Genomic DNA, 390 nt, shown 5'->3' with positions numbered 1-390 from the left:
ACGTTACTCTTGGAAACTATCGACACGGGTCGGCTGGATGCCGGCCCGTTTCTTTTCCCTCATCCGATATGAATCTCCCCGAATGTTAAAAGTGGTCGCATGATGAAGAAGGCGATCTAAAATTGCGGTTGCCAAAACCTCGTCACCAAATATTTTTCCCCATTCAATATATGATTTGTTTGAAGTCAGGATAATCGAGCCTCTCTCATATCTCTTCGAGATGATTTGAAACAGCGCATTCGCACTGATGGGGTCGAACGGAAAATAACCGATTTCATCTAGAATGAGTAGCTCAGATCGACAGTACCTTTTGATGATACGAGGAAGAAGGCCAGATTTCTCTGCTTTTTGACACTCCTCGACAAAATCGTTCGCGGTAATGAACGAAGT

1 protein-coding gene is annotated in these 390 nt (G+C 44.1%); it reads right to left on the bottom strand.

Features of this window, described 5'->3' with window-relative positions; all coding sequences use genetic code 11:
- Positions 1-3 precede the first annotated feature (3 nt).
- A partial coding sequence (locus KNP71_RS15785) for an ATP-binding protein (protein WP_214831058.1) occupies positions 4-390 on the bottom strand: 387 nt, incomplete at its 5' end.

Origin of the sequence: Exiguobacterium sp. s56 (genome assembly GCF_018618255.1) — a bacterium.
Lineage (GTDB): Bacteria > Bacillota > Bacilli > Exiguobacteriales > Exiguobacteriaceae > Exiguobacterium > Exiguobacterium chiriqhucha.
Note: the sequence above shows the minus strand (reverse complement) of the source record. Positions and strands in the feature narration are given on the sequence as shown.